The sequence below is a fragment of the Dorea sp. AM58-8 genome, assembly GCF_003464045.1.
Classification (GTDB): domain Bacteria; phylum Bacillota; class Clostridia; order Lachnospirales; family Lachnospiraceae; genus Claveliimonas; species Claveliimonas ammoniilytica.
In genome coordinates, this window is sequence record NZ_QSDM01000004.1 from 185469 (window position 1) to 206647 (window position 21179).

Consider the following 21179-nt stretch of genomic DNA (forward strand, 5'->3'; position numbering starts at 1 on the left):
ATTGCACACTGATTGCACAGTGCGTGGTCTTAATATACAATAAAAAAGCGGTTTATGGGCCGCGGACGGGTGCTGCTTCTTGGCGGGAGGGCACCCGTTTTTTCTTCCTCATGCACGGTGGTAGTCCGCCGTGTGTTGGTTGCTCGTGTAGTTCGCGATGCTCGTCTTCGGCTCACTGTAGTTGAGGATGCCGGTGAGCTTCTTTGCGACTGCTTGGTTGGTATTGGGATACAGGTGCCCATATGTCCCAAGCGTGGTCTGTATCTTCTCATGCCCGAGCCGTTCCTTGAGGAGCAATGGGCTTTCTCCCATGTTGATGAGAAGTGACGCGTGGGAGTGGCGAAGGTCGTGAACCCGGACGCGGTGAACGCCTGCGAGGTCTGCGAGCTTCTTCATTGCACGCGGAAGCCTTGTCTTTGTAGTCGGAAGCCCGTTGTAGCTCAATACGAACTCACAGTCAGGGATGACAACGCGCTGCACCTTGCGCCATGCGGCGAGTTCGGAAAGCGTGTCCTCATCCAGATAGATGGAGCGGATTGCCGCACGCGTCTTCGGTTTCGTGAACTTGTAGTCCGACTGGTTGTGGTAATAGAGCGTTTTGGTGATGGAACAAAGCCCGGTCGTGAAGTCGATATCGCTCCACAGGAGGGCAGATGCTTCCCCAAGCCGCATCCCACTCATGAATAGGAAGAGCAGGCTGATGAACAGGTAGTGCTCGTAGTAGTCTCCCTTGTAGAGTTTGGAAATCACCTTCTCGAACTCATCAAGCGTCCAGAAGTCCACAAGCGGTTTCTGCCCACGAACGTTGCCGACCATCCGTGACGGGTTCCTTTCCGTAATACCCAATATGACGGCACGGTCGAAGGCAACGGAGAGCATTCCCTGTGTGACGCGCACGTAGTTCGGGCTATATCCTGCGCGGATGAGGGCAAGCTGCCAGTTCTGTATGTCGATTGGCTCGATGGCATCGGTAAACTTCTCGTAGAAGCAGGAGAAGTGTTTCCGCACCGTACCGGCGCGGTTCTCGAAGGTACTCTCCTTTACCTGTGTCTGATACCAAGGCAGGTAGGTGTCCTCAATGAACGTTCCGAAGGGAATCCTTTTCTGTTCGGTGGGAAGCGATTGGGAAGCAAATTGCAAAACGAGTTTTGCATATTCCTCTTTCGCTTCTTTTTTTGTCTTGAATCCGCTCCGGTATTTCTGAATCCGCTTTCCCGTGGAATGGTCGAATCCGAGATTGGCGCGGAAATAGTAGGTGCCGTTATCGGCTTTCTTAATTTGGTCGTTTGCCATTTGTCTTTACTCCTTTTTCAGGAGCGCGACCAGCGGCATCACCGTCTAAGGCAATCCCAAGAAGCTCCTCGACGGCTTCCGCCGGAACGCGGTCGAGCTTGCGTGAGGAGTAGAAGGGATAGCCCTTCTCAACCATGCGAATTTTCGCCAGACGGATGATATCGGTGGCGAAAGAGTTCCCATAGCCGAGGGCAACTAAATCTTTTTTCGTTACGGTTACCATGGCTCTCCTTTTGACAGGAAAGCAGACTACTCGTCTTTCTGACTGTATTGTAGCAGGTCAGAGCGTGTTTGTATATAGTCTGCTTCCTTTCCTTCTTTCTGGTTGTCTGGTTTCCTGTGTTTGTGGTTTTACTGTTTACGGTTTAAACCTCAGCATCGCACGCAACAGCTTCGCCTGCATGAACGACTTCATCGAGAGGTCGATGCCGTAGTCCCAGAAGCCATCCGCGTCGGTGTAGAACCCGGTGCAGAGTCCGTCCATGAAGTCGTTGAAGTAATCGAGCACCGCCCCGGCAGCAAGGGCATCTCCGCTTGTCGCGGCAACGACGGTATCGTAGTCAATCTTTGTCTTTGCCATGCGGGTCACCCCCTTCCGTCAGAATGTCCGCAAGACGGGCGAGCGCACGGGCGCGACGGTTCTGCACCGTGGAGCGTGGGAACCCCATGTCCTCACCGATACGCCTATCCGACCATCCGGCAAAATAGGAGAGCAGGATGATTGCCTGCTCCTCTGGGCAGAGTTTTTCCAGCGCATCCGCGAGGTCTTTGTCTGTCACGCCGATAGGCTTCCCGGCGGCATCGAATACGGTTTCCCGCTCCGGCACGTCCTGCCAGTCCGCAAGGCTTTCGAGTTCACTTCTTCTGAGGTCGCAGAACAGCACCTCGCGGTTGCGTCTCCTTTTGCGCTCCCTCAAAACGTCCGTCCGCGCGTTCACGAGGGTCTTCCGGCAATAGGTCAGGAACATGCCGACCACTTCGTTACGGTTCGCTTTCTCTTTCGTCATCTTTTTTTCCTCCTTTCGGTATAGGCACGATTTCCGTGCCCTTTCCTGCCAAGAGGAAAAAGAAAGCCCCGCAGCGTCGATACGCTACGGGGCGCGGGGATGGTGCCGGGAAGGAAATCGGCACCAGAATCAGGAAGAAGCGGCTGATGCTTAAAAACCGCTCCGCTACGATTCTATCCCCTCGATTCCCAACTTCCGCTTGAAATCTTTGCGGTTCTTCATTCCGATTTCCCGACGGCGCGAATTGCCGTCGTACTTCACCGGGAACCCGACCTCAACGATGCGGTCGAAGACACGTCCCCACGGGTCATCTGCCGTGGCGTTCAGGATTCTCTCGCGAAAGTCGAAGTTCGTCGTTATCACCATCGGTTTCCCTGCCTTGTAGCGTCCGTCGATAACGTCGTAGACGTGCTCCATGACGTACTCGGTGGAGCGCTGGGCACCGAGGTCTTCAAGGATGAGGAGGTCTGGGGCGAGGATTCTCTCAAGGTTCCCGGAACGCTTCTCGAAGGAGGATTCCATCAGGTTCACGACCTGCTTGATATCGGTCACGAGACAGGAGAACCCGCGCTCGATGACGGCGTTCGCGATGCAGGACGCATGGAAGCTCTTGCCCGTGCCGCGCTTCCCGTACAGGACAAGCCCCTCCGGGTCTTTTGGGTCGAGGTCGCGGCAAATGCCTTGCAGACGGTGCTCTGAGCAGCGTTCCTGCCGTCATCGGCATCGAAGGTGCAGAAGGCGTACCTGCCGGATGAGGGGAAGCACTGCTTCCTTAGCCGTTCCGTCCTACGCCTTTTCTCCGCCCGCTCGGCTTCCTCGCGCTGCCTGTCCGCTTCCTCCCTCTGGCAACGGCACATGGTCGGGACAAGGTGCGGCTCCTTGAAGATTCCGCCCGCCGGGAACATCCGCTCGCGTGGCTCTCCGCATTTCCCGCAGACGAGGATGCCGTCCGCGTCGCGATAGTCCTCGCCCGGCTTCCGTCCGTCCTGCTCCTTGGTTTTCGTTACGTTTTCACTCATTTACCTCGTCCTTTCTGCGTTACCCTGTCTGAGAGCCTGTCTACGGGACTTTGCAGTCTTGTTCGGGCAGTTGCTGCCACATGACATTTAACGTGTCATAGGCAGGCTCTCAGGCATTCTCAGGGGCATTTCTAGTACATGTTCTCGTCGATATATCCCTGAGCCGTCTCCCGGTCACAGCCCCATTTCGCCATGACCTCCTCGACGGAGGGGATTTTCCCGACCGCATTGGCCTTCGGTTCCGTGCGTGCGGGAGGGGTCGCAGCCTTCGGGTGTTCGTTCCTGTCCCAGACTGCGGCGAGTTTCTTCCAGTCATCGACGGGCTTTCCGGAGTTCGTGCGCCAGCCGCGTCCCTCGTTCACATCGAAGAAGCGGTCGGGGTCAACTGCGAATCCCATCTTTGCGAAGCGCGAGCGTACTTCCTCCCTTGTCGGGATTCCAGAATCTGTCGCTCCCTCCCCATCAGCTATAGCTGTAGATGTAGATGTATTCTTATATCTATCATCTATATTCTTAGGGCGTGACAGATTTTGTACATCGCCATTTTCGGCTTGTTCAGCCGTGCTACCTGCGGTTTCATTGGTATGTGGCGTGTACAGATTGTTGTACATTTCCGTGTACAGCTGTACGTCCATTTGTACACCATTTTGTACAGTGTACATTTGTACATTCTGTACACTTTGTACATTCTGTACACTTTGTACACCTTGTACATTGCCTTCCGCCTTCTGTATACCGTTTTCTTCCGGGATGGCAGGAGCGGGAAGCATGGCTGGGAGTTCCGAAAGGTATTTGTTGATAGTCACACGGCTAAGACCGGTGGCCTTGCTCATCTCGGTTTTCGTGGCGCTTGGGTGGGCGGCAAGGAAAGCGACAAGTTTCTCACGCTTCTTCTCGGAAGCTGACTTCCCACTGCTCTTTCTTGCACGCTCCTTGGCTTTGCGGCTCCGGTTTCCCTCGCGCATCGCGTCGATTGCCGGGACGTTCTGGTTGAACTCCCAGTCCGCGATGGCGTAGATGCCATCCTCGCAGATGACAAGGCCGAGCTGTACGAGCGGCTGCATGCATTGCCGAAAGGCGGGAACGGTCTTCTTAGTGACCGCAGCAAGCATCTCGTCGGTGTAGGGAACGCTTTCGTGGAGAAGGAGCTTCCCGGCGCAGCCGCATTTCACCGCAAGCGATTGTAGACGGGCGAAGACGGTGTAGATGGAGTCCGCATTGTCCATCGCGTCGATGAGTAGGGCTTCCTGCGTGTCGAAGAACTCACTGTAGTCCCTGCGCCACGCTCCTCGGAGCTTCATTGGTACACCTCCGGGGTCTTCTTATCGCGTTCGGCTTCGGAGTAGGCGAGGTGGTCGAAGGGTGGGAACCTCGCGACAACCGCGAGGGCATGAGTGTACTTGGCGTGATTCGCCCGGTAGCCGAAGGAGGAGAGCATATCCATGACTTCGATATCCGTGAACGTGCCGTCATCGGTCACGATGGTGAACGTGCCGTCATCGTTTTTCGTGACTGTGCGCGTGTGGATTTTAGCCAGGGCGAGGACGAGTACGGTTGCGGAATCCCCATTCGACTCATGGTCGATGAGCGTCATCTCAGGTGTCTCGTAGAAGTTCAAGGGGATGTAGTAGTAGTAGCTGCTGAAATCCATGGTGCTCCTTTCTGCTTGCAATCTGTGATTATGTTTTACTATATCTGTCCTGTTTTGTGGACTTTTCCAGTCAGATTTCATGCTTCTTTCACAATTAGACACGCGTTTTGAGATGGTTCTGCCAGATTCGCGTCCCGTGCGGCGGTGCGCTGTGTTACAGTAGCGAAAGTCCTTTCTGCCTGTTGCTTTTATCTCGGAGTGCGGGCAGGAGAAAAGGGGGCCTGTGATTTCGGTCACACGGCTCCCTTTTCTGTTACCAGTCGGAGTTTTCGCTATCCGGTTCCGCTGCCTGTAACCCACCATCAGCGACAGGCTCCGTTTTTACCGTTTTCTTCTTGCGTGCATCGAGACGCGCCTTGGCATCCTCCGGTGTACTTCCGTGGGCGGTGAGCATGTCGCTCACCTCGTCTGCATGGCTCGCAAGGAATCGGTCGAGTGCGTCGAGGTCGAGTTCCTGCCAAGCGCAACCGACGGCGGAGAGCACACTTTCACCAGCGGAATGGGTGACCAGAGAGCGCCACTTCCGGTTCCGCTCGCGAATCTTCTTTTCAAGTTCCTTTTTCTTCGCTTCGAGTTTGGCGAGTTCCGCCTTCTGTTTCTCGATACGCTCCTCGAAATCTTGAATGGTAGCCATGGTTCTTCCTTCCTACTTGACGGCATCCCTGAACAGATTGTGCCATAACGCGCGGAGGATGGTAAGATTCCGGCAGGGCGCGGTGCCGGAACAGGGGCGAAGGCACCGTGCCCCGGTTTTGCGAAGAAAAAGGAAGGAATTGGGCAGATGTATTCCAAGGATGCAGGGAAAGACCAGATGCTGATGACGATGGAACGCGCGCTTACAAGCGGGCAGAAGGCAGGCTTCTTCTTCCTCGGATTCCTCGGCGGCGTCGCCGGGATTCTCGCCGCATCCCTGATGAACATCAACGCGCCGTACCGACCGGAGGGAACGAAGATGGCGGCATTCGGATTTGCGACGGCCTGCGTTCTAGGCACCCTTATCGCACTTGTTGGCTTCATCGCGCTCCTTGGTGCCAGATAGAGGTGGCAAGATATTGAAGGACTTCCTCAATCAGCGTCCGGCATTCTTCCAGCTGCACCAATCCGTTCGTGTGAGATGAGAAGGGGCATCCTGCGCGGGTGCCCTTTTTTCTCTGCATTGTTATGATGGTTTTATGGCTTGCCGTGTTTGTGGTTTGATGGTCTGCTATATTTATTGTTAGTTAGCCAGAAGGGAGCAGAGGGTGGAAAATATGCCTGACAATGTGAAAGACAATCCCGTCGAAAAAAGGAAGCCCTGCTCGCCGACCGTCTCAGGCTGCATAAGGGTTACAGGCAGCGGTTCGTGAAGGGGAGGAACAGACATGGACGGATACACGCTTTCCATCAGTCGTTGCAGTGGCGGTGACGGGGTGGAGGAGAGCTTCAAAGCGAAGATAAAGCGTCGAGAAGCTGCGCTTGATGCCTTTGCCGTTGCAGAAGCGTACTGCAAGGAAAGTTGGATGGTCTCAAGATGCGAGCGGGAGGGATTTGACGGTTTCATCATCGACCTGTGCTCCGATGCTGAGGATGAGACCATCCGTCTCGTCAGGCTTGTGCCCGACAGCGAGGATGGCATCATGGATGATGTATTCCGTCTGGAATACGGCAGTTGCGAGTACAAGGTTTAGGCACGCCATCGGCGAGTTCATTCATGCTTTTATATGCAGGATATAAGGAGTGTACGGTTCGCCTGTTTGCTGGTATGCCGTTCTGCTATATTTATAGTCAGCAAAGGGGACGGCAACCGAGCTGCCCCATGGCAGGAAGGACGAACATGAAGGACAAGAAGTTAGAGGAAGCCATTGACTATGTTTGCTCCTGTTGTCCCTATATCTTTAGCGGCAGCGCTGAATGGAACAAGTCGAATCCGGCATTTGCGGGATGGCGCGACTCTGCTACCAAGTATTGCGACCGGTGCATGGTTCGCAAGATGACAGACTTTTACAATGCGCTAGACGAGCATGAGTTCTCAGAAGGTATGCCGGAGTATCAGGCGATTGTGAACTATTAGGGCAGAGGAACCACGGGGCATCCGAGAGGGTGCCCTTTTTCTTCGCATTTATATGCAGGATATGTGGAGTGTACGGTTCACCTGCTTGCTGGTATGCTGTTCTTCTATATTTATAGACAGCAAGAGGGGCGGCAACCGAGCTGCCCCATGGCAGGAAGGAAAAACCATGAGCACACCGTCCGTCACCATCCTCAAGAACCTCGTCCTCAACTGGAAAAGCAATCAGATGGAAGAGGAGACCATCGCCACGTTCTATCGCCACTATGACGGTTATCCCAGCTGCCATGCCATTGATATCGCCAACTCGCTCGTTGTGGCATCGCGAACCAAGCCTGAACAACATATCGACTTTTCGGGAGCGAGCGTGGAGAGGAACATTCTCAATAACCGAAACTGGTGTCAGCATTTCCTCAAGGCGATGTGCATGGCGGATGCCGATATCGAGTTCATCGGGGAGGACAATGTGCCCTCTGCGAGCTACACCTATGTTGTCACGGGCGCTTACGACAACTTCGGCGGCAAGGTCGGCATCGGCGCAGAAGAGTATCTGAGCAGAATCAACATCAAGGTTTACGAAGGAGATGAAAACGGGAATCTCGTGTTTGAGGGCGGAGCCGCTGAATGTCTGGCATGGGCTGACGGATATTGCGGGGATTGCTAAGTCGAGTGAAGGGCATCCGAGAGGGTGCCCTTTTTCTTTGGCTTTTTGGGAGCCGCCCTGCGGGCGGCGTGAAGGCCGAGGGGGGCTGCGGGAACGGGGACTCGGGAACGGGTGGACTGACCTGCCGGGGTTTCCAACATTCCGACAGGCTCCGGGTCAGTCTAGGAACCCTCCGCCCATCGGAATGTTGAAAACCCCTTCTTCTCGGGAAACCATAGGCCGCAGGAGCGGCAAAGCTGGGCACGCCGCAGCGGCTCGGTAGAGGGCGGGGAAAGGAGGGTCGGTGGCTCCGCGACGGGAGGTTGGCTTTTCTTGGCACCCAGCGGTTTCGCGGGGTCTGTCCGTGGCGCGGTCGCCTGCGCTCCCTCAGATTAGGGGCTGCTCGCCCTAATGACCCGAGTTCCATGGAGAAGGCGTGGAGTCTCGCGTTGTGGTGTGTGCTGGTATGCTATAATGCTGGTTATCGGGTAGGCAAGTTAGCGGGATTGCCTAGTAGACGGAAAGGAATCATGAGTATGGCGAGATACCACTACACGCGAGAGAACGAAAACGGCGTGGTACTCTATCTGGAATCGGAACCGGCGGAAGATGCGATGGACGAGTTCGACGATGAGATTGCCGTTGGGTTCAGCGGAAACGGGTATCTGAGGTTTTGGACGAGGTGCCGCAGGGCGGCGGAAGCGCTGCCGAATGGTCTCAAGTATGCGGCGGGCGGCAGATGCGTAATCACAGATACGTTCACGGGCGAGGAAAAGATTTGGAGGGTGGGGCGTTAGCCATGGACATTCAGGGCATCCGGGAGGGTGCCCTTTTTGCTATGCATAATATGCAGGATGTATGGAGTTTCCCGCTCATATCGTGTTTTCCTGCTTGCTGGTATGCCAGCCTGCTATATTTGTAGACAGCAAGAGGGACGGCACCGGAGCCGCCCATGGCAGGAAGGGGTTTAGGATGAAGCGTGCGGAGCTTGACAGGCGGATTGCAAACGGGGAAACGCTGGACGATATCGTTCCTGCGCTCATGGATGACGGTGCCGATATCACGTCCTACGATGACTTGAAGCGTTTCGCCATCGAAAAGATTGAAAGCGATGAGCTGTATCTTGCCGAGCATGTCCTCAAGGCGTGCCTAGATGTTGCCGATTACTACGGTTACGATTATTCGATGGGCACATTGGAAAAGCCCACTGCTATTGATGGCGTGGAAGACTTGATTGATTACGTGGAAGATTGAGACGGCGGCAGCACGGGGCATCCGGGAGGGTGCCCTTTTTGCTATGCATAATATGCAGGAGGTATGGAGTTTCCCGCTCATATCGTGTTTTTCTGCTTGCTGGTATGCCAGTCTGCTATATTTATAGACAGCAAGAGGGGCGGCAAGCAGAGCTTCCCAAAGGCAGAAGGGACTTCAAGATGGCTACTTTGGATGTTACGGAGAAGGTCAACGTCCTCGTGGACGCGATTGGCTGGGAGAGTTTTTGCGAAGAGCTGATGGAACGGATGGACGAGGACGCTCTCGATGCCGTCTGCGACCGTATCGCACCGCGTTACGGCGTGGAGCTTGCGGGGAGTCGCTATGCAGCCTAAAGACACGGAGGAGCGCCGCAGGGCAATCGACCACGTGAACCGGGCATATGCCGATGAGGACTACGATAGGTACGAAAGGCTCATCGAGCGCTATTGTCATAGGTTCGGGTTTGACGGCGATTACGGTCTTTTTGAGGATGCCTGCACGGATGCCCGTTTGTTCGGTCACGGAATCGGCTAGAGGAGGAAACATGACGCTCGAGGAACTGTTCGAGGAGACTTGCATTCAGGGTGAAATCGCGATTCAAAGCTATGATTCGACGGGTACTACGATTGAGCACTATCTAGGTGATGCGGAGGAGTTCTACCCTGACGAACACCCGCAAATCCTTGAAAGGGAGGTCGGCTATATCTTCCCGCTCATGGAGGTAGAACCGACCATCTGTATCGAGCTGAAAGATGAGGAGAAAGAGGGATGAGCGGCATGAAGGTCAAGGAGTTGATGGATAGCCTGAAAGGGGATTGTTACCGCTTTCGCGTCCATTATCCAGAGGAATGGGAGTTTGGACTCATAACGGGAGCGACTTTCTTCGGCAAACGTGGGCTGGTCTTGCAGCATGGGGAGGATGACGTGAGTTCTTTCACACTGAACCCGTCTTGGCTTTCCTGCGAGGACGAGACGCAGCGTTGCATCATGGTCGAGATTTATTTGGAGCCGTAAGGATGGGCGCGGGGAGTAAGCCCCTGCGCCCGTGGCAGGTCTGCGCAGGGGATGTTATCGGTAGTGGCAAGCGGGTCGAGTACGTGTTCGAGCGGTACGGGGAACTGTACATAAACGCAAGCGACGAGGAGCTTGTGCGGCAGGGGAAGCGAACCTATGGAGAGGAGCTTACAAGGCTCTACGACCTCGACCTTTCCGGGTGGAGGGTCATCGGCCATTACGGGTGCGGACGCGGCTACGAGGGACGAAGCTGGTATGACATGGGGAAGCCGTTCGGATGGCGCTAGAGAAGGGATGAATATGGGCAAGGAGAAAATCGAGGAGAAGGACGTGCGGCTTCTGAGGTATGCCGTCGAGCAGGCGTTTGACGGGGCGATGAGGGACGGGGCATTGACGCTGTTGAACCGTCTGGTCGATTCGGCTTCGGAAGCGGCAAATCTTGAGGAAGAGCTTCTGAACCTCAAGGGGGAGTATCAGAGGAGCATGGAGAACTCGAAGCGTGGGGCATTCAAACGCCTTCATGCTGCCTACAAGCGCAAATGCAGGCGAGAGAAGCTGATGGCGAAGGGGCAGATGCTTTGCGCAGACGGCAAGCCGGTCATGTTCGGTGAGACCCTTTACGGAGGGGACGGACGCGATTGGATGATTGTCGGGATTGCCGGAAAGTGGTCGTATGACGTGTACGGGCTGCACGTTGCGCATGACGGGAAAAAAGAGAAGAAACCGCTTCGAGCGGAATGGCTCGTCCATGAGCTGACGGATGCCGGGAAAGAGGTTTAGGAAAAGGATGCTGCCAACAAAGAAGCTCTGTCCTAGGTGCGGGCGCGTGCAGCCAGCGGGAGCGTTCAACTTGGTTCGCGGCGGAAGGGAGCTTGCCGGGTGGTGCCGCGCGTGCAACCACCGCTATTATCTCGACCGCAAGGAAGCGGGATTCGTCAGGAAGAACCCGAGCGGGCGGAGGATTGCGCATGGAGGGTATACCGATGCGGTCGGCAGGTATATCGACCTCGGATAGGGAAAGGACGGGCATCCGGGAGGGTGCCCTTTTTTCGTGCAGGATATGCAGGATGTATGGAGTGTACGGTTCACCTGCTTGCTGGTATGCCGGTCTGCTATATTTATAGACAGCAAGGGGGACGGCAACCGAGCCGCCCCATGGCAGAAGGGACTTCAAGATGAAGAACGTCAGGGAGCTTGAGACCTATGGTGCAATCCTTATCGGCTGCGGGATTATGGCGTACACGCTCATGCTTGCGAGCGTGGATGCGCCGGTCTGGGCGACAATCGAGTTTGTTATGGGTACGCTCTTCATGGTGGTCGGCGTGTGGTGCGTCTACCTTGCGGGTATGGAGTACGACTACCAGATGGAAAAGCGCCGCTACCGTAACAAGAGGTAAGCACTAGCAGACCATAACCGCTATCGGGAGGAGTTCGGTCGGTAAAGGAGCTAGGGCATCCGGGAGGGTGCCCTTTTTCTTTGGCTTTTTGGGAGCCGCCCTGTGGGCGGCGTGAAGGCGCGGGGTCGTTGCGGGAACGGGGACTCGGGGGCGGCTTTCCCACCCTTCCAACAGCCTGCGGGTCGGGCTAGGAACCTCCGGCCATTGAAAGCGCGGAAAAGCCTTCTACTTGGCGGAAACGGGAGGACTGACCTGTCGGGGTTTCCAACATTCCGACAGGCTCCGGGTCAGTCTAGGAACCCTCCGCCCATCGGAATGTTGAAAACCCCTTCTTCTCGGGAAACCATAGGCCGCAGGCGCGGCAAAGCGGGGCACGCCGCAGCGGCTCGGTAGAGGGCGGGGAAAGGAGGGGCGGTGGCTCCGCGACGGGAGGTTGGCTTTTCTTGGCACCCAGCGGTTTCGCGGGGTCTGTCCGTGGCGCGGTCGCCTGCGCTCCCTCAGATTAGGGGCTGCTCGCCCCTAATGACCCGAGTTCCATGGAGAAGGCGTGGAGTCTCGCGTTGTGGAGTGTGCTGGTATGCTGCATAGCTATAATTACAGATAACAGCAAGGGGGACGGCACCGGAACCATCCCAAGGCAGAAAGGACGGAGCAAATGAAAATCGAGAAAAAAGATATGGTCATGGTCTATGACGGGGGCGGCACTGTTCCCCACTGCAAGTATACCGGCAGGTTCGGTGACCTTACGGCATACTGGCAGGAGATTGTCTCGGATGCGGTTTATCTGTTCCGGCTGGGGGAGAGCGAGGAGTGCGACTGGCTGGTTCTCCTCGGTCAGCCTTGGTCACCGTATTCACCGGACGGCATTCGCTAAGGAGTTGAAGGGGCATCGGGAAAGAGATGCCCCTCTTTTTCGATGCAACGTAAGTAGGGAGCGTGGAAATGGATAAGTACGAGGTCATGGCAGGCAAGATGGCACCCTTGACCGACGGGGCGCACCGTAAATGGGGATTCACCGGAAAGGTCGAGACAAGGAGCTATGAGCGGCTGGTCGATGCACTCATTGACTTTGTTGAGACCGGAGACGGCCTAAAAGCGCGATTTCTCACAGGGCTTGCAGCGTGCTTGGCAGCGGATAGGAAATCTGTCGAGAATCGTGGGTTCGGGGTCGCGGTCAGGAAAGTCCGGTGCCATCGGGGCGAGGAGGAAGCAGTAGCCGCCGCCCGCGACTTCATCAGCGAGCACAAAAACGCCGTCAACGACCAAAAGCACGGCATCGGCTCTGTCACCTATTGGGTAGCCGTCGTTGAGCGTGCGGTGGAGGATGCGGTCATGGGGTGGCTTCCCTGCGACCGGGACGGCGTGACTGAGGATGAGGAAGGCATGGTGCCGGACGATGCCACAGTCGCATATATCAGCACCTTGGACGGGAGCCGCGAAGAGCGGGCATTCAATCTTGCAAAGCACGATTACTATGGGTTCCTCGACTACAAGGAAGACCGTTATACGACGGTCTACGGTTACATGGATTAGGTGATAGATATGAACAGCATTTGCTTTGACACCGAGACCACCGGTCTTCATCCGAACGGTAGCGACCCGGATGAGATTCTGACCATCTCCATCATCGGAAGGGACGGCTCCGTCCTGTTGGATGAGAGGTTCCGACCGACCGTGAAGACCGAATGGCCGCACGCGAGCGCCATCAACGGCATCTACCCAGAGGACGTGGCAGACCTGCCGACTATCGAGACAGCCATACCGCGACTGAGGGAAATCTTTGCAGGGGCAGACGAGGTTATCGGCTACAACGTCGGATTCGACCTCGGGTTCCTATCCGCCGTCGGGGTGCGCCCGAGGGAGGACGCACGCATCACGGACACCATGAACCTGTTCACGTGGTTCATGGGAAGGCGTTACAAGTTGGTGGATGCCGCCGACCACATCGGATACGAGTGGACGGGCAGGGCACACGGTTCGCTTGCCGACGCGCTCGCGACGCTTGCCGTGCAGCGATGGCTCGAACAATGGCTCGTAGCAGAGTAGATACGTGCTTAGGGCGTGTGAAGCATTGCTTTTCACACGCCCTTATCTTTGCAGCGCAAGTGTGTGCAATCTATGTGGTTATCTTGCTCTCTGGGTTGCTGGTATTCTGGTCTGCTATATTTATAGACAGCAAGGGACGAAAGTTTTCCCGGCAGGAGGATTCCAGAATCCTCCGCAAACACCATCGAGAGATTGGAAAGACAATGGCTATCAACCGAGTGACCATCATGGGCAACCTCACGCGCGATGCGGAGCTTCGCAAAAAGGGGGATGCCACGAGTGTCCTCACCTTCGGACTCGCCATCAACGAGAAGAAGAAGGACAGCGAGACCGGCGAATATGTCGATGCGCCGGTGTTTGTCGATTGCGCCCTGTTCGGTGCGCGAGCCGAAGCACTTGCTCCCTATCTCACCAAGGGGAAGAAGGTTTCGGTGGATGGACGGCTCCGCTACCACTCTTGGATGAAGAACGAGGAGAAGCGCCATGCCCTTTCCGTCCTCGTGACCGATATCGAGTTTGCGGACTCGAAGGGTGCCGGGAAGGATACGGTTCCTGCCCAGGGGCAGTCTACGGAACCGGAAACGTATGATGCGGATATTCCGTTCTAGGGAGGACGGAATGCACTTTCGTGGCGATTCAGTGCGGGAAATCCCCTTCATGCTCTTCCTCGGCCTGCTATTCGCGGTGACCGTCGGATGGTGGGCGTTTCTCACACTTACGGTTTCGGTCGTTTTCGGAAACGTGGCTGCTGCGGTATTCGCCGTGTGCTCGTTGTTTTCCATCACCGTCGGTTACGGGCTTGTACGCGCATCCGATTCTCGTGAGTAGCGTTTTTCAAACAGGACAGAAAGGACTTCTAACATGTACACGATTCTGATGCTCAACCAGAAGGGCGGAGTCGGCAAGACCACCATCGCGGACGAGCTTTCCTTTGCGCTTGAGCGTCGCGGCAAGACCGTGGCGTTCGTCACTACCGACCCGCAGGGCGGTTCCGTCCATGAGGTCTGCGATGACCCTGATTTCGCGGAGGAGTGCGATTTTCAGGTTGTCGATACGGCGGGCGTGCTCGTGGGCGGTGTGAACGATTGGTGCCGCGCGGCGAATCTCATCCTCGTACCCATGCTTCCGAGCACGCGCGACATGGAGCCGACGCTGAGAACGCTCGATATCGTGCGTGAGTCCGGCACTGGCGCAAAAGCGTATGTCATCGTCAACAACTTCTATGCCTACGGCACACTCGACCGTCAGCTCGTGGAGTACCTTGAGGGCGAGGAGGTTCCCATCATCGCGAAGATTCCACGCGCCGTTGCCCTCTCACGTGCCGCAGCAGCCGGTGTGTCCGTGGCGGAGTACGACCCGAAGAGCCATGTGGTCGCCCCGATTGAGCTGCTTGCAGATTCGGTTCTGAACGAAGAGGAGAAGAACAATGGCTAACAAGACCACAGCGAACGCGTTCATGGCGAGCGCGCAGAAGTCCAAGCGCGAGATGGCGGATATCCAGAAGGAAGGTTCCGGCAAGCATGAGACGGACGAGGTGGAACTCAAGAAAATCAGTCTCCTCATCCCGGCTTGGCTCCACAAAGAAGCGCAACTCCACCGCGTCGAGACGGGGGAGAGCATGACCAAGCTCATCGTCCGACTGCTTGCCGAGGAGCTTGGTTAAGGGGATGGTGATGAAGGGATGGGCTTGATGGTAACGGAATCGGAAAAATCGAAGCACGACATGCTGCGTGCGATGCGGAAACACATACGCGAGAACGGCATCACAGACTTCACCGATTTTCAGGACTGGTGCGATGAGAACAACGACTGCTGGTCTCAGGCACTCGATAGCGGACTTTCGTCGGTTATCGAGAAATACATCGACGGGCGTTTTTATTAGAGAGGAAGTGGAGCCGGTAGATGGATTCACTTCGGAAAAAGGGATTGGAACATGAACCTAATCACCATGGTTCCCGCCACCGCGAGGTTTATCGCGCAGATGCGGGGGATGCGAAGGTACATCGTCGAGAACAATGTCACCGAGTTTGCGGTATTTCAGAATTGGTGCGATGAGAACAACGAGAGGTGGGCGGAAGCTCTTGACAGCGGATGCGCCATTGCTATCGAGAAGTTCATCGCCGACTGGAACGGTCGGGCGGATGCGAACCGTTGGAAACATGCGGCGCAGCCTGACGATAACATCTGGGACAACGAGTTGAAGTAGGAAGTAACGATGACCGAGAAAGAGAACCATCTGCCGAACCTTAGCAGCGAGGAGCGTGCCCATGCGCTAGAGCTTGCCATGCAGGCTCGCAGGCGCTATGCAGCACTCAAGGCTCGCGTGAAGTCCGGCGAGCTTACGTTCACGGATGCGATGGACGAGGAGGATGCGAAACGCATTTTGGTCACATCGCTTCTGCAAAGTGTTCCGGGTATCGGTGCGAGCAAGGCGGTAGTCATCATGCGACTGTACCGGATACCGAAAGGCAGGCGTGTCGGCGGACTCGGCATCCGGCAACGTGAAGCGCTGATTGCTCTGGAAAAGAACGGCTGGAAACTCGGCTCACTCGAACAGCGCAATTCGTGATGCATCCGAATTGGGAGCACTGGCGCGACTTAAAGGGAACCTGTCCCGTTTGCGGAAAGCCATCGCATGTCGGTGCGAGTATGAGGACCGGTAGATATTACTGGCTTCATGACGATTACGACATACGAGAGTATTACCGCGAACATGGCAAACATTCCAGTCTCGCTGAAATCAGTTTCGATGTGTTTCAGGAGATGACACGTTGCGCAAGGGAACATGGAATCGAACCGGTGGCTACGATTGGGGGTGCAGAAGCGGCAAGCAAGCGCGTGCGATGCATCGAAACCGGGAAGGAATACCGCAGCATCCAAGACGCAGCCGATGATGTTCAAAGAAGCAGAGCATCCCTTTCGTCCGCCATAAAGAGAAGCGGAACATGCGCAGGATGCCACTGGGCACTTGTATAGGGGCGGACAACCCCGATTGGTTCGAGTTAGAGCTTGCCGGTTGGCAGCAAGCAATCAAGTTGATGGAGGATGCAGTAAAGCTCGGAAAATGAGATTACGTCCATCGGTTTTCAATGGAATTGATTTCGTCTTCGCAGGCGATGGGAACCCGAGGTGGCGGCACCTCGGGTTCTTGTTTCCGGGCAAGCCGGAAACCCCGCAGAAAAGGCATGGGAAAGGGTGCGGCGGCACCCCCTTTTCCATGCCTTTTCTGCTCTCGCACTGATAGAATATCAGTGCTCACCGGCCAAGGCCGCTCTTCGAGTTGCAAGATTTGGGAAGTGGGTACTCAAAGTCCACTAACATGGACTTTTCAACCCTCTTCCATCTTGCTCCCGAGCGGCTTTCGGAGCCTTGACGGGAGAGCGCTTTCGCTTGAGAAAACCGGTAATTTAGGATTCCCGGTTTTCTGTAGTCAGCAGAGCGACTATCCGATTTCGTGTCACTTACAAATGGCGGCGGCGCAATTTGCCTTAAGTGTTTTACGAATAATGGAAAGGAGAGAATTGCGAGATGCGTAATCGTGAGGTTCAAATAAAGTTTTACGCAACCGAGAAAGAGAGAGAGTCCATTCGCAGAAACGCGAAAAGAGCAGGAATGAAAATGGGCGAGTATGCCCGAGCGGTTTTGACTTCCGACGATGTTTCAATCAAGGTCATCGACACCGAGCCTTTGAAAAAGGCAGCGCACGAACTCGCGAAGCAGGGAACGAACCTAAACCAGTTCATGAAGTTCCTGAACACCTACGGCGTGAAAGTGTTCGACCCGGATGAAGCGAAACGTGTTTTGGAGAAAGAGGTCTCGACATTTTCTGAAATCATGGAAGCGCTCGCGGCGCTCCGAAGGGAAGCCGACAGGAACAATGTCCATCTGCAAATCGAGGATTTTAACAACCTCGATAACGAATGACAGGAGATATGGGAATGACTTACCACGCAATGTTTTCGCTTAACATCATGACGGGATTATTAGCGCTTGTTATTAGCGTAAGTCTATTCTGCAAATCCGTAGCAGAAGCGAAAGAATGGAAAAGGAAGTTTGGAGAAAGAAACTGGGATTACCTTTATCGAGCTCTCATTGCGTTGGTCGCAATCGCTGCATCCGGTTACGCCATTTTCATTCTCTTTGAAATGCGATAACGGGTTTTGATTCTCTGATTTGCGAGGGTACGAAAATGACGGAATGCAATCGTAAAAATCGGCTTTTGGGAAAGAGCATCCGAAAGATACGGATGCGCCGGAACATGACGCAACGAGAATTGGCGAATGCTATCGACGGAATCAGCGAGCCTAAACGTAGAAGAAAGGTTCGTTGCACGGAAACCGGCGTTGTTTATGAAAGCATAAAGGACGCGGCGGAGAGAACAAAGATATCGCCGAACGGTATCGGTTCAGCTGCATCCGGGATGGCCGGTGGCTACCACTGGGAATATGCCGATGACTGATTCGGAGTGGTTACATTACCGTGACCTGAAATCACGGTGCCCTGCTTGCAAGCGCCCGGCGCATATCGCGAAGAGGGATGGAACCTTCTATTTCGTCGATGACGAATACAACCCGTTTGTCATGCACGCTCCGGTGAAAACGACGGAAGCGGTATTCCGATTTTTCGCGAACGGTTACCGTCGCGAACATGGGACGGAGCCGAAGGTCACAGGGAATCGGAAACTGTCGGAAAGCGATATTCTTTCCGGCATGGGTGCAGTGTCCGTGAAAATAGATTCATGAAAGCAGGAGGAGCGATGGCAATGGCCGATTGTGAAGGCGAGAAGACGATTCACTATGAGGAGGACGGTTGGAGCGTAACGCTCACGAGATACGTGAGCATGGAACTCGGTGAGACCGTTGCATCTTGGGTTGAGTTTCCGAACGGGTGGTATCTTCATTCGGACGATGCCGATGCCGAGTTCACGCAAGATGGGGCAAAGACGTATCTGCAACGCTTGAAATCCGTCTGGATGGAATCGCCGTTTTGGGATAGCGTGAAAGCAATGGAGGAAAAACCGCAATGACAAGACCTGTTATCTGCGTTGAGACCGGGGGTGCTACTGGGATATCGAAGATGCGGCGCGGGCATACCGATGTACGTCCGGGTATATCCGAAACGGTATGGCACTTGAGTATCCGGTGCGCGGGTTTCATTTCAAAAGGGAATGAGGGGAGGAATTGCATTGACCATCATCAAGCAGACCGGTGTGCAGAGTTCCGGTCACATGAAGAACCTGCGCGGTTATATCAACGATGACCGAAAGGTGATTCTACGCGACAGTCTGAACATGGACGGCTGTACGAACCCGAAGCGCTGGGCGCACCACATGTGGATGACGCGGGAAGCCTACGGGCACAACAAAGCGGCAAGGAGAGTCCGGGATAAGAAGACTGGGGAGCTTAAGGAAGCGAAGAACACGATTCTGTTTCACCAGATTCTCGGGTTCAATCCCGACGAGTGTGATTTAAACGGTGGGCGGCTCTCACCGGAAGAGTGCATGAGGTATGCCAAGGAGTACGTGGGAAAGCATTACCCGAACCAGCAGATAGTGTTGGCGCTTCACAACGAATACTGTAAGGCGGACAAGACCCATCGCTATGCCGTCCATATCGTCATCAACCGTACCGACCTCTCTACGGGCAAGCGGCTCGATGAGGGGCGGGGAAAAAGCGCCAAGGTGAAACGCGCCAGCCGCATCCGCGACCTCGACCGCGAGTGGGGGTTGAAACAGGTCGTGGAGGGCGAGCGCAATTCCTCCGTCCACAAAAAGCAGCCGTCCCGTATCGAGAAGGAACTTGCGGCACGCGGCATCGACTCCTATAAGACGAACTTGCGAGAGCTGTGCCGTATCGCCGCCGGGGAAGCGGAGAACATCTATGATTACCGCGAGCTTTTGGAATCATGGGGCGTTGACACGGAGTTCAAGAGGGGGCGCATGTACGTTACCGACACGGACAACAACCGCTATGCCTTCTCCGTGGCGAAGCTCGATGCAGACCTCGGAACGAAGGGGTTGGAAGCTGCGTTTAAGGCGAATGTGGCGAAATCCATCCATGCGGAAGGAAGCGCAGCCGTTGCGGAGAAGAGGAATATCGAGCAGCAAAAGGCGATGGTAACGGAAACGAAGGAGAGGTACCTTGCACAAATCCGAAGCGTCTACCAGAAGTACCGCAAGGAGATACGTGGCATGGAGGGCATGGAAATCGTGGATATCCCCAAGCTGAAACTCCCGCGTCCCGATTCGGATATCGCGGACGATTCGGAGGTCAAGCGCCTGATTCTCGCCTGTTGGCGCGGAGCCGACGAACTCAGGGCGGAAGTATCCTCGACGGTCATGCCGAAAGGGAAGAAGAACGGCGGAAACGCCGGGAGCGGCGGTTCCCAGCGGGCGCAACAGGCACCTACGCAGGAACGCCCGGAACCGAACAAGGAGAACGGCGAGCGTTAATTAAAAAGCGGCGCGGGCGGGATATTCCGCTTGCGCCGCTATACGGGTGTGTGAGAATCGGCATAAAAGCGCCCGCCGTTCCCTTAATGTCGCACATCAGGGAGCAGCGGGCTAAAGCAAGAAAGTTTCTCCACGAAGGAAGAAAACGCGTTCAGTTTACCTCACTATGCGTTCGCGTCAAGCTGACGCTTGAGATTTGACACCTTCAACCACTGGAGAAGGAAGGCAATGGGCGCGAATGCAGCCGGGATGGAAAGAAGAAGTGTCGCTATGAGGAGCAGTCCGAGAGCGTTACCCCACACGAACAGCTTTGAGCGCTTGATTGCACGCCATGCAGCGATGTAGCCAGCCGGTACCGTGCCGACGTAAAACCCGGTAAAGGCTGTTGCAGCCAGCAGGACGGGAACGAGTGCAATGATTCCAATTGCACCTGTCTGAGTTATCAGGGCAGGGGAATTAACGAGAAGCAAAAGGAAAACAACTATCGCCGTTATCGTCCCGACGATATAGAGGAACTTCTTCATCAAATCGAAGACTCGTTTTTCCTCATCATATTCGGCGCGAATTGCCATGGTGTTGTCTTGGTATATCGGGTGTTGGTAAGTTCGCATGTTATGACCTTCTTTCTAATGTCAATTCTAATAAGTCTGTTAGTTTGCATGACGGACGAATTACCGACCGTTCCATGTAAACAGATATAGGTTTACGAGTCTATCTTACTATATTGCTGGGTTGCTTTCAAGCTGGTTTGTTGTCCTATTTGTGCGGGATATATGGAGTATCGTCTTGAAGATTTATCTGGTTTGGTGGTATGATATATTACCAGTAATCAAGCTAGCCGTAAGAAAGGAGATACCATGGCGGGTAAGCCACAGGCAGAGAAAGCCGTTGAGCGTTTCCCGGAACTCGGGTGTTTCGCGGTTGCGGTGCGCCGCATCGTGTACGAGAAGGGGATGACGCTCGACAACGCCATCAAGAAAAGCGGAATCAGCAAATCCGCTTGGTTTGCCGGAATGGCCGGAAGCGGGGGAAAGCCGACGCGTCTGCCGAGTCTTGCGTCCTTTTTCGCTATCGCGGACGGTCTCGGAATCACGCCCGAGGAGCTAATTGCCGCGATGCGGAAGGAAGCCGAAGTGCGTGAGAAGAGCAATGGAGAGAGGGCTGAGAACGATGAGTAGGATTTTCATCACCATAGGGAGCGCTTACTCGAAAGCCGCAAATGTAAACCCCGTGGACGGCATCTGGTGTTCCGACTGCGGATGGGCTGGGCGCGTCGAGGAGGATATGACGGATTCTGAGGAGAGCGAGGAGCCGCTGTTCGAGGAGTTTTCCGAATATGTCCCGAAGTTCTGCCCGA

At 55.1% G+C, this 21179-nt stretch carries 41 protein-coding genes; 31 read left to right on the forward strand and 10 right to left on the reverse strand.

What is annotated here, in order from left to right; genetic code table 11:
- Positions 1–108: 108 nt before the first annotated feature.
- The 9 genes from DXA18_RS05205 to DXA18_RS05240 form a co-directional block, all read right to left on the reverse strand.
- On the reverse strand, positions 109–1293 hold the full coding sequence (locus tag DXA18_RS05205; protein ID WP_118382993.1) for a site-specific integrase: 1185 nt from the start codon (positions 1291–1293) through the stop codon (positions 109–111).
- Positions 1274–1516 carry a DUF3173 domain-containing protein gene (locus DXA18_RS05210; protein WP_055167997.1) on the reverse strand — a complete coding sequence of 81 codons (243 nt, stop codon included), beginning with the start codon at positions 1514–1516 and terminating at the stop codon, positions 1274–1276. Before DXA18_RS05210 ends, DXA18_RS05205 begins: the two co-directional genes overlap by 20 nt.
- Before the next feature lie 135 nt (positions 1517–1651).
- Complete coding sequence (locus DXA18_RS05215) at positions 1652–1873, reverse strand: helix-turn-helix domain-containing protein (protein ID WP_055167999.1); 222 nt, start codon at positions 1871–1873, stop codon at positions 1652–1654.
- Entirely contained in the window at positions 1854–2300 is a 447-nt protein-coding gene (locus DXA18_RS05220) for a sigma-70 family RNA polymerase sigma factor (protein WP_118382994.1), read from the reverse strand. The genes DXA18_RS05215 and DXA18_RS05220 overlap by 20 nt, the downstream gene beginning before the upstream one ends.
- A gap of 165 nt (positions 2301–2465) precedes the next feature.
- A complete protein-coding gene (locus DXA18_RS05225) occupies positions 2466–2936 on the reverse strand; it encodes an ATP-binding protein (protein ID WP_179966338.1) in 471 nt (156 codons plus the stop codon).
- Positions 2849–3319, reverse strand: coding sequence for a hypothetical protein (locus DXA18_RS16060; protein ID WP_243007044.1), 471 nt, complete (start codon positions 3317–3319; stop codon positions 2849–2851). Before DXA18_RS16060 ends, DXA18_RS05225 begins: the two co-directional genes overlap by 88 nt.
- Before the next feature lie 131 nt (positions 3320–3450).
- Positions 3451–4620, reverse strand: coding sequence for a phage replisome organizer N-terminal domain-containing protein (locus DXA18_RS05230; protein WP_118382996.1), 1170 nt, complete (start codon positions 4618–4620; stop codon positions 3451–3453).
- Positions 4617–4970, reverse strand: coding sequence for a hypothetical protein (locus tag DXA18_RS05235; protein WP_118382997.1), 354 nt, complete (start codon positions 4968–4970; stop codon positions 4617–4619). The genes DXA18_RS05230 and DXA18_RS05235 overlap by 4 nt, the downstream gene beginning before the upstream one ends.
- 253 nt (positions 4971–5223) lie before the next feature.
- The gene (locus DXA18_RS05240) at positions 5224–5604 is read right to left on the reverse strand and encodes a hypothetical protein (protein ID WP_055261531.1); all 381 of its coding nucleotides are present in this window, start codon (positions 5602–5604) and stop codon (positions 5224–5226) included.
- A 147-nt stretch (positions 5605–5751) separates the two neighbouring features.
- Between DXA18_RS05240 and DXA18_RS05245 the strand changes: the two genes are divergently transcribed.
- From DXA18_RS05245 to DXA18_RS05395, 29 genes are all read left to right on the forward strand, one after another.
- Complete coding sequence (locus DXA18_RS05245) at positions 5752–6009, forward strand: hypothetical protein (protein WP_118382998.1); 258 nt, start codon at positions 5752–5754, stop codon at positions 6007–6009.
- A gap of 322 nt (positions 6010–6331) precedes the next feature.
- Positions 6332–6637, forward strand: a complete 306-nt coding sequence (locus DXA18_RS05250; RefSeq protein WP_055261529.1) for a hypothetical protein — start codon at positions 6332–6334, stop codon at positions 6635–6637.
- A 146-nt stretch (positions 6638–6783) separates the two neighbouring features.
- A complete protein-coding gene (locus DXA18_RS05255) occupies positions 6784–7020 on the forward strand; it encodes a hypothetical protein (RefSeq protein WP_118382999.1) in 237 nt (78 codons plus the stop codon).
- 166 nt (positions 7021–7186) lie between these two features.
- Positions 7187–7681 (forward strand): hypothetical protein, encoded by a 495-nt coding sequence (locus DXA18_RS05260; RefSeq protein WP_118383000.1) that lies wholly within the window; start codon positions 7187–7189, stop codon positions 7679–7681.
- Between the two features lie 515 nt (positions 7682–8196).
- Complete coding sequence (locus tag DXA18_RS15525; protein WP_147345574.1) at positions 8197–8457, forward strand: hypothetical protein; 261 nt, start codon at positions 8197–8199, stop codon at positions 8455–8457.
- A 175-nt stretch (positions 8458–8632) separates the two neighbouring features.
- Positions 8633–8914, forward strand: coding sequence for a hypothetical protein (locus DXA18_RS05270; RefSeq protein ID WP_117774015.1), 282 nt, complete (start codon positions 8633–8635; stop codon positions 8912–8914).
- A gap of 179 nt (positions 8915–9093) precedes the next feature.
- Complete coding sequence (locus tag DXA18_RS15620) at positions 9094–9267, forward strand: hypothetical protein (RefSeq protein WP_158567091.1); 174 nt, start codon at positions 9094–9096, stop codon at positions 9265–9267.
- A complete protein-coding gene (locus DXA18_RS05280) occupies positions 9257–9448 on the forward strand; it encodes a hypothetical protein (protein ID WP_118383004.1) in 192 nt (63 codons plus the stop codon). Before DXA18_RS15620 ends, DXA18_RS05280 begins: the two co-directional genes overlap by 11 nt.
- A gap of 10 nt (positions 9449–9458) precedes the next feature.
- On the forward strand, positions 9459–9686 hold the full coding sequence (locus DXA18_RS05285) for a hypothetical protein (RefSeq protein WP_118383005.1): 228 nt from the start codon (positions 9459–9461) through the stop codon (positions 9684–9686).
- On the forward strand, positions 9683–9928 hold the full coding sequence (locus DXA18_RS05290; protein ID WP_055168020.1) for a hypothetical protein: 246 nt from the start codon (positions 9683–9685) through the stop codon (positions 9926–9928). Before DXA18_RS05285 ends, DXA18_RS05290 begins: the two co-directional genes overlap by 4 nt.
- Before the next feature lie 2 nt (positions 9929–9930).
- Complete coding sequence (locus tag DXA18_RS05295) at positions 9931–10215, forward strand: hypothetical protein (protein WP_118383006.1); 285 nt, start codon at positions 9931–9933, stop codon at positions 10213–10215.
- Between the two features lie 13 nt (positions 10216–10228).
- A complete protein-coding gene (locus DXA18_RS05300; protein ID WP_118383007.1) occupies positions 10229–10708 on the forward strand; it encodes a hypothetical protein in 480 nt (159 codons plus the stop codon).
- Between the two features lie 395 nt (positions 10709–11103).
- Positions 11104–11325 carry a hypothetical protein gene (locus DXA18_RS05310; protein ID WP_055168026.1) on the forward strand — a complete coding sequence of 74 codons (222 nt, stop codon included), beginning with the start codon at positions 11104–11106 and terminating at the stop codon, positions 11323–11325.
- A 655-nt stretch (positions 11326–11980) separates the two neighbouring features.
- The gene (locus DXA18_RS05320) at positions 11981–12199 is read left to right on the forward strand and encodes a hypothetical protein (protein ID WP_118383010.1); all 219 of its coding nucleotides are present in this window, start codon (positions 11981–11983) and stop codon (positions 12197–12199) included.
- Positions 12200–12267: 68 nt separating this feature from the next.
- Positions 12268–12858, forward strand: a complete 591-nt coding sequence (locus DXA18_RS05325; RefSeq protein ID WP_118383011.1) for a hypothetical protein — start codon at positions 12268–12270, stop codon at positions 12856–12858.
- Positions 12859–12867: 9 nt separating this feature from the next.
- Positions 12868–13371, forward strand: coding sequence for a 3'-5' exonuclease (locus DXA18_RS05330; RefSeq protein ID WP_118383012.1), 504 nt, complete (start codon positions 12868–12870; stop codon positions 13369–13371).
- 203 nt (positions 13372–13574) lie between these two features.
- Positions 13575–13979 carry a single-stranded DNA-binding protein gene (locus DXA18_RS05335; protein ID WP_118383013.1) on the forward strand — a complete coding sequence of 135 codons (405 nt, stop codon included), beginning with the start codon at positions 13575–13577 and terminating at the stop codon, positions 13977–13979.
- Between the two features lie 10 nt (positions 13980–13989).
- Positions 13990–14199, forward strand: a complete 210-nt coding sequence (locus DXA18_RS05340) for a hypothetical protein (RefSeq protein WP_118383014.1) — start codon at positions 13990–13992, stop codon at positions 14197–14199.
- 33 nt (positions 14200–14232) lie between these two features.
- Positions 14233–14805 carry a ParA family protein gene (locus DXA18_RS05345; protein ID WP_117527829.1) on the forward strand — a complete coding sequence of 191 codons (573 nt, stop codon included), beginning with the start codon at positions 14233–14235 and terminating at the stop codon, positions 14803–14805.
- Positions 14798–15034, forward strand: coding sequence for a hypothetical protein (locus tag DXA18_RS05350; RefSeq protein WP_055158124.1), 237 nt, complete (start codon positions 14798–14800; stop codon positions 15032–15034). The genes DXA18_RS05345 and DXA18_RS05350 overlap by 8 nt, the downstream gene beginning before the upstream one ends.
- An 18-nt stretch (positions 15035–15052) precedes the next feature.
- The gene (locus tag DXA18_RS05355; RefSeq protein WP_055158126.1) at positions 15053–15253 is read left to right on the forward strand and encodes a hypothetical protein; all 201 of its coding nucleotides are present in this window, start codon (positions 15053–15055) and stop codon (positions 15251–15253) included.
- 51 nt (positions 15254–15304) lie between these two features.
- A complete protein-coding gene (locus DXA18_RS05360) occupies positions 15305–15577 on the forward strand; it encodes a hypothetical protein (RefSeq protein WP_118383015.1) in 273 nt (90 codons plus the stop codon).
- 9 nt (positions 15578–15586) lie between these two features.
- Positions 15587–15940 carry an integration host factor, actinobacterial type gene (gene mihF, locus DXA18_RS05365; protein ID WP_117786579.1) on the forward strand — a complete coding sequence of 118 codons (354 nt, stop codon included), beginning with the start codon at positions 15587–15589 and terminating at the stop codon, positions 15938–15940.
- Positions 15941–16020: 80 nt separating this feature from the next.
- The gene (locus DXA18_RS15530) at positions 16021–16347 is read left to right on the forward strand and encodes a hypothetical protein (protein ID WP_147345575.1); all 327 of its coding nucleotides are present in this window, start codon (positions 16021–16023) and stop codon (positions 16345–16347) included.
- A gap of 552 nt (positions 16348–16899) precedes the next feature.
- Positions 16900–17295: a plasmid mobilization protein gene (locus DXA18_RS05370; protein ID WP_118383016.1), complete on the forward strand. Its 396-nt coding sequence runs from the start codon at positions 16900–16902 to the stop codon at positions 17293–17295.
- A 14-nt stretch (positions 17296–17309) separates the two neighbouring features.
- On the forward strand, positions 17310–17525 hold the full coding sequence (locus DXA18_RS05375) for a hypothetical protein (protein ID WP_118383017.1): 216 nt from the start codon (positions 17310–17312) through the stop codon (positions 17523–17525).
- A 35-nt stretch (positions 17526–17560) separates the two neighbouring features.
- Positions 17561–17830 (forward strand): hypothetical protein, encoded by a 270-nt coding sequence (locus tag DXA18_RS05380; protein WP_118383018.1) that lies wholly within the window; start codon positions 17561–17563, stop codon positions 17828–17830.
- A gap of 297 nt (positions 17831–18127) precedes the next feature.
- Positions 18128–18397, forward strand: coding sequence for a hypothetical protein (locus tag DXA18_RS05390; RefSeq protein ID WP_117786575.1), 270 nt, complete (start codon positions 18128–18130; stop codon positions 18395–18397).
- 159 nt (positions 18398–18556) lie between these two features.
- Positions 18557–19822, forward strand: coding sequence for a relaxase/mobilization nuclease domain-containing protein (locus DXA18_RS05395; protein ID WP_158565236.1), 1266 nt, complete (start codon positions 18557–18559; stop codon positions 19820–19822).
- A 164-nt stretch (positions 19823–19986) separates the two neighbouring features.
- Here the strand turns inward: DXA18_RS05395 and DXA18_RS05400 are convergent, their stop codons facing one another.
- Positions 19987–20433, reverse strand: coding sequence for a hypothetical protein (locus tag DXA18_RS05400; protein WP_055158144.1), 447 nt, complete (start codon positions 20431–20433; stop codon positions 19987–19989).
- Positions 20434–20679: 246 nt separating this feature from the next.
- Here DXA18_RS05400 and DXA18_RS05405 point away from each other — a divergent pair, with 246 nt between their 5' ends.
- Positions 20680–21000: a helix-turn-helix domain-containing protein gene (locus DXA18_RS05405; protein ID WP_055168065.1), complete on the forward strand. Its 321-nt coding sequence runs from the start codon at positions 20680–20682 to the stop codon at positions 20998–21000.
- On the forward strand, positions 20993–21179 hold a 187-nt coding region (locus DXA18_RS05410), incomplete at its 3' end, for a hypothetical protein (RefSeq protein ID WP_147345576.1). The genes DXA18_RS05405 and DXA18_RS05410, both read left to right, overlap by 8 nt.

Coding starts and splice junctions, on each gene's coding strand:
- DXA18_RS05375 (WP_118383017.1), top strand. CDS start 17,310: ATGACTTACCACGCAATGTTTTCGCTTAACATCATGACGGGATTATTA.
- DXA18_RS05350 (WP_055158124.1), top strand. CDS start 14,798: ATGGCTAACAAGACCACAGCGAACGCGTTCATGGCGAGCGCGCAGAAG.
- DXA18_RS05325 (WP_118383011.1), top strand. CDS start 12,268: ATGGATAAGTACGAGGTCATGGCAGGCAAGATGGCACCCTTGACCGAC.
- DXA18_RS05390 (WP_117786575.1), top strand. CDS start 18,128: ATGGCAATGGCCGATTGTGAAGGCGAGAAGACGATTCACTATGAGGAG.
- DXA18_RS05380 (WP_118383018.1), top strand. CDS start 17,561: ATGACGGAATGCAATCGTAAAAATCGGCTTTTGGGAAAGAGCATCCGA.
- DXA18_RS05210 (WP_055167997.1), bottom strand. CDS start 1,516: ATGGTAACCGTAACGAAAAAAGATTTAGTTGCCCTCGGCTATGGGAAC.
- DXA18_RS15530 (WP_147345575.1), top strand. CDS start 16,021: ATGAGGACCGGTAGATATTACTGGCTTCATGACGATTACGACATACGA.
- DXA18_RS05290 (WP_055168020.1), top strand. CDS start 9,683: ATGAGCGGCATGAAGGTCAAGGAGTTGATGGATAGCCTGAAAGGGGAT.
- DXA18_RS15525 (WP_147345574.1), top strand. CDS start 8,197: ATGGCGAGATACCACTACACGCGAGAGAACGAAAACGGCGTGGTACTC.
- DXA18_RS05355 (WP_055158126.1), top strand. CDS start 15,053: ATGGGCTTGATGGTAACGGAATCGGAAAAATCGAAGCACGACATGCTG.
- DXA18_RS05250 (WP_055261529.1), top strand. CDS start 6,332: ATGGACGGATACACGCTTTCCATCAGTCGTTGCAGTGGCGGTGACGGG.
- DXA18_RS05345 (WP_117527829.1), top strand. CDS start 14,233: ATGTACACGATTCTGATGCTCAACCAGAAGGGCGGAGTCGGCAAGACC.
- DXA18_RS05270 (WP_117774015.1), top strand. CDS start 8,633: ATGAAGCGTGCGGAGCTTGACAGGCGGATTGCAAACGGGGAAACGCTG.
- DXA18_RS05340 (WP_118383014.1), top strand. CDS start 13,990: ATGCACTTTCGTGGCGATTCAGTGCGGGAAATCCCCTTCATGCTCTTC.
- DXA18_RS05360 (WP_118383015.1), top strand. CDS start 15,305: ATGAACCTAATCACCATGGTTCCCGCCACCGCGAGGTTTATCGCGCAG.
- DXA18_RS05280 (WP_118383004.1), top strand. CDS start 9,257: ATGCAGCCTAAAGACACGGAGGAGCGCCGCAGGGCAATCGACCACGTG.
- DXA18_RS05235 (WP_118382997.1), bottom strand. CDS start 4,970: ATGGATTTCAGCAGCTACTACTACTACATCCCCTTGAACTTCTACGAG.
- DXA18_RS05245 (WP_118382998.1), top strand. CDS start 5,752: ATGTATTCCAAGGATGCAGGGAAAGACCAGATGCTGATGACGATGGAA.
- DXA18_RS05220 (WP_118382994.1), bottom strand. CDS start 2,300: ATGACGAAAGAGAAAGCGAACCGTAACGAAGTGGTCGGCATGTTCCTG.
- DXA18_RS15620 (WP_158567091.1), top strand. CDS start 9,094: ATGGCTACTTTGGATGTTACGGAGAAGGTCAACGTCCTCGTGGACGCG.
- mihF (WP_117786579.1), top strand. CDS start 15,587: ATGACCGAGAAAGAGAACCATCTGCCGAACCTTAGCAGCGAGGAGCGT.
- DXA18_RS05240 (WP_055261531.1), bottom strand. CDS start 5,604: ATGGCTACCATTCAAGATTTCGAGGAGCGTATCGAGAAACAGAAGGCG.
- DXA18_RS05400 (WP_055158144.1), bottom strand. CDS start 20,433: ATGCGAACTTACCAACACCCGATATACCAAGACAACACCATGGCAATT.
- DXA18_RS05320 (WP_118383010.1), top strand. CDS start 11,981: ATGAAAATCGAGAAAAAAGATATGGTCATGGTCTATGACGGGGGCGGC.
- DXA18_RS05300 (WP_118383007.1), top strand. CDS start 10,229: ATGGGCAAGGAGAAAATCGAGGAGAAGGACGTGCGGCTTCTGAGGTAT.
- DXA18_RS05260 (WP_118383000.1), top strand. CDS start 7,187: ATGAGCACACCGTCCGTCACCATCCTCAAGAACCTCGTCCTCAACTGG.
- DXA18_RS05335 (WP_118383013.1), top strand. CDS start 13,575: ATGGCTATCAACCGAGTGACCATCATGGGCAACCTCACGCGCGATGCG.
- DXA18_RS05310 (WP_055168026.1), top strand. CDS start 11,104: ATGAAGAACGTCAGGGAGCTTGAGACCTATGGTGCAATCCTTATCGGC.
- DXA18_RS05255 (WP_118382999.1), top strand. CDS start 6,784: ATGAAGGACAAGAAGTTAGAGGAAGCCATTGACTATGTTTGCTCCTGT.
- DXA18_RS05205 (WP_118382993.1), bottom strand. CDS start 1,293: ATGGCAAACGACCAAATTAAGAAAGCCGATAACGGCACCTACTATTTC.
- DXA18_RS05295 (WP_118383006.1), top strand. CDS start 9,931: ATGGGCGCGGGGAGTAAGCCCCTGCGCCCGTGGCAGGTCTGCGCAGGG.
- DXA18_RS05285 (WP_118383005.1), top strand. CDS start 9,459: ATGACGCTCGAGGAACTGTTCGAGGAGACTTGCATTCAGGGTGAAATC.
- DXA18_RS05370 (WP_118383016.1), top strand. CDS start 16,900: ATGCGTAATCGTGAGGTTCAAATAAAGTTTTACGCAACCGAGAAAGAG.
- DXA18_RS05405 (WP_055168065.1), top strand. CDS start 20,680: ATGGCGGGTAAGCCACAGGCAGAGAAAGCCGTTGAGCGTTTCCCGGAA.
- DXA18_RS16060 (WP_243007044.1), bottom strand. CDS start 3,319: ATGAGTGAAAACGTAACGAAAACCAAGGAGCAGGACGGACGGAAGCCG.
- DXA18_RS05330 (WP_118383012.1), top strand. CDS start 12,868: ATGAACAGCATTTGCTTTGACACCGAGACCACCGGTCTTCATCCGAAC.
- DXA18_RS05230 (WP_118382996.1), bottom strand. CDS start 4,620: ATGAAGCTCCGAGGAGCGTGGCGCAGGGACTACAGTGAGTTCTTCGAC.
- DXA18_RS05215 (WP_055167999.1), bottom strand. CDS start 1,873: ATGGCAAAGACAAAGATTGACTACGATACCGTCGTTGCCGCGACAAGC.